The 4,299-nt window shown below is 72.4% G+C and carries 5 protein-coding genes; 4 read left to right on the forward strand and 1 reads right to left on the reverse strand.

Translation table 11 applies throughout. The features are described 5' to 3' along the window. Positions 1-87 precede the first annotated feature (87 nt). The 3 genes from AC3ET4_RS30335 to AC3ET4_RS30345 all read left to right on the forward strand — a co-directional run bounded on the left by AC3ET4_RS30335 (position 88) and on the right by AC3ET4_RS30345 (position 1,053). On the forward strand, positions 88-342 hold the full coding sequence (locus AC3ET4_RS30335; protein WP_431955106.1) for a hypothetical protein: 255 nt from the start codon (positions 88-90) through the stop codon (positions 340-342). A 194-nt stretch (positions 343-536) separates the two neighbouring features. Further along, entirely contained in the window at positions 537-737 is a 201-nt protein-coding gene (locus tag AC3ET4_RS30340; protein ID WP_431955108.1) for a hypothetical protein, read from the forward strand. 55 nt (positions 738-792) lie between these two features. Continuing rightward, on the forward strand, positions 793-1,053 hold the full coding sequence (locus AC3ET4_RS30345) for a hypothetical protein (RefSeq protein WP_431955110.1): 261 nt from the start codon (positions 793-795) through the stop codon (positions 1,051-1,053). A gap of 151 nt (positions 1,054-1,204) precedes the next feature. Here the strand turns inward: AC3ET4_RS30345 and AC3ET4_RS30350 are convergent, their stop codons facing one another. Further along, on the reverse strand, positions 1,205-2,548 hold the full coding sequence (locus tag AC3ET4_RS30350; protein WP_431955112.1) for an alpha/beta fold hydrolase: 1,344 nt from the start codon (positions 2,546-2,548) through the stop codon (positions 1,205-1,207). 234 nt (positions 2,549-2,782) lie between these two features. Between AC3ET4_RS30350 and AC3ET4_RS30355 the strand changes: the two genes are divergently transcribed. Further along, a complete protein-coding gene (locus AC3ET4_RS30355) occupies positions 2,783-3,775 on the forward strand; it encodes an ArsR/SmtB family transcription factor (RefSeq protein ID WP_431955114.1) in 993 nt (330 codons plus the stop codon). Positions 3,776-4,299 lie beyond the last annotated feature (524 nt).

Below are 4,299 nucleotides of genomic sequence, written 5' to 3' on the forward strand. Positions count from 1 at the left end.
ACGCGTAACGGAAGCCCATCACGGTTCTCATTCGCATAGAGTCGCGTCGTCGCCCAGAGGAAACAAAACCGGTTTCCGCCGGCGCACATGAATCACATCACCCGACGTGCACCGGAAAGAACGGAAGGATCGACGACGCTGTCGAGAAAAGCAGGGAAACTGGCGTCCGCCGCGGCCCTGGGAATCGCGGTCGCGACGATGACCGTGGGCACGACTCCCGCATACGCCGATCAGGGCTCGGGCCGTCTTGTCAACGACTACGTCTACACCTACCCGACGGACACCATCTGCATCGACGAGGAACTATCTCAACGCGCAGTACTACCCCAACGCGACCGATGAGTACTACTACTGCGGCGGGTCCGGTTACAACGTGCTCTGGCTCCGGCACTACCGCTAGGAATTCCGGAAGATTCTGACGCACCTGCGCCCGAATATCCCCAATCCCTTGAGGAGAGATCGCGATGACACCGAGAAAAGCACGAACATGGACTGCGGCTGCGGTCCTGGGAATGACGGTTGCGGCGACGATGGCCGTGAGTGCCACTCCGGCGGCGGCCGGATACGCCCCCGATCATGTCAACGTGTGGATCACCACCTTCCCCACGGACACCCTCTGCGTCGAGAGCAGGGACGCGCTCAATGCGGCGAGCGGCTATCCGAACTCTCGCGACGAGTATCACTACTGCGGCGGAAGCGGCCACAACGCGCTCTGGTTCCGGCGCGCCAATTACTAGACCAGATGTGCACAGTCAACGCCGAGGAGCAACGGTGATTCGGAAGAATGCAAGGATGTTGGTGTCGGTGGCCGCCATGGGCATGGCGGTCGCGGCGGCGGCAGCGGTGAGCGCGCCTCAGGCGTCTGCCGACGGCACCGGTCTCGAACCCCGTCGCGTCAACACCCTCATTGCCGTCTATCCGTCCGACACGATGTGCGTGCAGACGAGGGACGCCCTCAACGCGGCACAGGACTACCCCAATTACTGGGACGAGTACTACTACTGCGCTGGAGACGGCCACAACGCCCTCTGGTTCCGGCACCTGGCTCGCTAGTCCGGTGAACGCGTAGGTCCGCGGGACAGCAGACCGCTGGGGCGAGCGGGTACCCGCCCCAGCGGATGCGCTTCTCACCGCGGGCGACGGCGCCGCGTCGGCGCCGGCCGGGCCTGCGAGACCCGGGGCACCGCGTCCGACGGCACCGGACTCAGCGTCCGAGGAGGAAGTCGTGGACCGCCTGGCGGCCCTCGTCGCTCGCCGCCCGGCTCTGCACGGAATGGGCGGCGCCGCGGACCACGACGACCTTGGCGCGCGGGGTCAGTTTCCTCTGGTCGTACAGCCACTCCACGGGCGTCGACAGGTCCCCGTCCCCGCCGAGCAGCAGCACCGGCACGCCGGGGAGGCGGCGGTGGTCGGGAGGCAGCGGCGGGGCAGGGGTGCGGGGCCAGTCGACGCAGCTGAGCATGGAGCCGAGGCCCGTCGCCGTGGCGGCGTCGAAGGGGCCGTAGTCCGCCGGGGTGAGCTCGGCGCCCGCCTTCTTCAGGGCGTCCCGGCGGCCGGTGAGCGGAGCGTCCGAACGGCCCCAGGGATAGCGGCCGTCGAGGCACAGCGTCGCGGCGTGGAGTCCCTGGCTGACCTCCTCCGGGGCTGCCGCGTTGCCCTGACGTGTGCCCTGGATAAGGCCGTTCAGCCGTCCGAGGTCGCCCTCGGCGGCCTGGTGGAGGGCGTCGATCACGGCCGCGTAGTTCGGGTCGACGAACCCCCAGGTGGTGATCGCGTCCAAAACGTCGACGCCGTTGCCGTACGTGGCCACGACCTTGGCGAGGTCCGCCACCGGGTCCGTGGTGCAGCCGACGCTCTCGCACGCCTCCTTCAGCACACGCGGCGCGGCCTGCATGGGGACCAGGGCCATCGGGTCGTAACCGGTCTGCGGCACCACCGAGTCCAGCACCAACCGGGCCACGCGCCCTGGGTGGGCGAGGGCGTAGCGCTCTGCGGTGTACGTGCCGTACGAGACGCCGTCGAGGGTCATCTTCTTCACGCCCAGCGCACGCCGCAGCAGTTCCAGGTCGGCGACCGTGTCGCCGGTGGAGTGGAAGCGGCGGTTCGGGCCGATGGCCGCGGCGCAGTCCCGCACCGCGTCCGGGGTGGGCGGTGTGAGGTCGGACGATCCCATCTGCGCCTGCAGGTCGGGGCACTGCAGCGCGCCGCCGCCGGTACCCCGCTGGTCGATCATGACGAGGCGGTAGTCCTTGAGCACCGGCGCCATGGCCTGGGAGATGCGTCCCACGTAGGGGACACCCGGCTGTCCGGGGCCACCGGTGAGGAACAGCAGGACGCCCCTGGGGGCATCCGCGTTGTCCCCCATGGCGACCTTCAGACCGAGCCGGCCCCGCACCGCTCCGCTGTGGTCCAGCGGAACGGTCAGCGTGGCGCAGGTGAAGCCCTCCGGACCGGGGCAGGCCGCGGCGCCGGAGAGCCCCCCGCTCCCCCCGGCCGGCCCCGCGGTGCCCCGGTCCTGGGCCGACGACGTACAGGTGCCTGACACCATCAGCAGGCCGGCGGCGGCAAGTACCGCCGCGCCCCGTGCTCCGGACCTCCGCGTTCCCCGTGCCGTTCCGGCCCTGCGCTTCGACCGCATCGCACGCCCCCGCCTTCCGGTGTCCTCGGGTCCCTGCCGTTCGTCGGGGCATCAGACTGCGCGAAGGGGGCTCACCGGGGCGAGAGTCCGTGCCACGATTCGATCACGTTCGAAAGGACCGGGGTGGGGAGTGGCAGGGACAGGATGATCGAACTGATCGTGGACGCCGCCGGTCTGGCCGAATCCCGCTTCGCGGTCTCGCCGCTGAACGAGGTAGCGGCGACGTTGCTGCCGTGGGGGCTGCACCCGGACCCCTCAGCCGCTGCCTGGGTGGCGCGCGCCCGCCGCGTGCTGCGCCGCGCGCAGCTTCCGCTGTTGTCGGAACTCGCGCTCGACGGGGGCGGCTACTTACCCGACTTCCTCAGTCCGCACCCGAACGGTCCTTCGCCGACCGTCGAGGAGGAGTTGGAGCGCGTGCGCGCCACACCGCCCGACCGCGTGCTCGGGGAGCTGGCAGCGCTGCGTGACGGCCGCCCCCGTGCCGGGCTGGAAGGGGTGGAGCTGCCGCCCGGCGTGCGGCGCGCCATGGCCCGGGGCGGGGGGCACGTCGCCCGGCAGGTCGCGGAGGAGCTGCGCAGATACTGGGAGCTCGCCTTCGCCCCGCACTGGCCCGAAGCCAAGGCCGCGCTCGACGCGGAGGTCGACCGGTGTGCGGGGGTACTGGCCCGGCAGGGCGCCGCCGAGATGTTCAACTCGCTGCACCCGGGCATCCGCTGGGCCGACAGCACCCTGCGCGTCGACAGCCGCTTCACGGTGCGGCTCGGCGTTCCGCTGGTGATCGTGGTGCCGTCGCTGGTGGCGGTGGGGCCGGGGGTCGCCGTGGACCCGGTGCGCGGCGGACGGCTGCGGCCGCCGATGTTGGCCTACCCGGTACGGGACCGTCCTTCGGCGCCCACGCCGCCGTCCGCCGAGCTGGCCCGGCTGCTGGGCCCCACCCGCGCGGGGCTGCTCGGGGCGGTGGCCCGGCCGGCGTCCACCACGCAGCTGGCGGCCCGCCACTTCCTGAGCGCCGCCACGGTCTCGTACCACCTGGGCGTGCTGCTCCGGGCCGGTCTGGTGACCCGCTCCCGATCGGGGCGGACGGTGCTGTACCGGCGCACGCCCGCCGGGTCGCGGCTCGCGGGGAGGGATGTGTGAGGGGCGGACCGACCAGGAACCACCGGCCGGTCGCGCCGGGCCGGAAGCCGATGCGCTGGTGATCAGGCCGGGCAGCATGGCGACTCGCCGCCGTTCCAGGTAGTCCCGGACCGCATCCGCTGCGACCCGGCCGTACGAGGTCCGCGCGTGCGCGCATTCCGCTGGACGCGCTTCCGTCCGGGCGATTGGCCTGCACGCAGCCGACACTGCTCCACCTGGTCGGCGGGCTCGCGGAGTTGCCGACGGGTCTCATCGCCGACCGCATCGGCAGGCGTGCCGACATCGTGATCGGCCAGCTGCCGGTGCCGGCCTGCTCGGTCAGGCGGCGTTCCCATGGGGGGCGACGCCGCATCGCGCCGCCCCCTCGTCCCGTGTGCTCGGACGGCAACGGGGGGGGGGGGGGGGGGGGGGGGGGGGGGGAGGGGGGGGGGGGCGGGGGGGGGGGGGGGGGGGGGGGGGGGGGGGTGGGGGGGGGGGGGGGGGGGGGGGGGGGGGGAGGGGGGGGGGGGGGGGGGGGGGGGGGG

The sequence above is a fragment of the Actinacidiphila sp. bgisy167 genome, assembly GCF_057707665.1.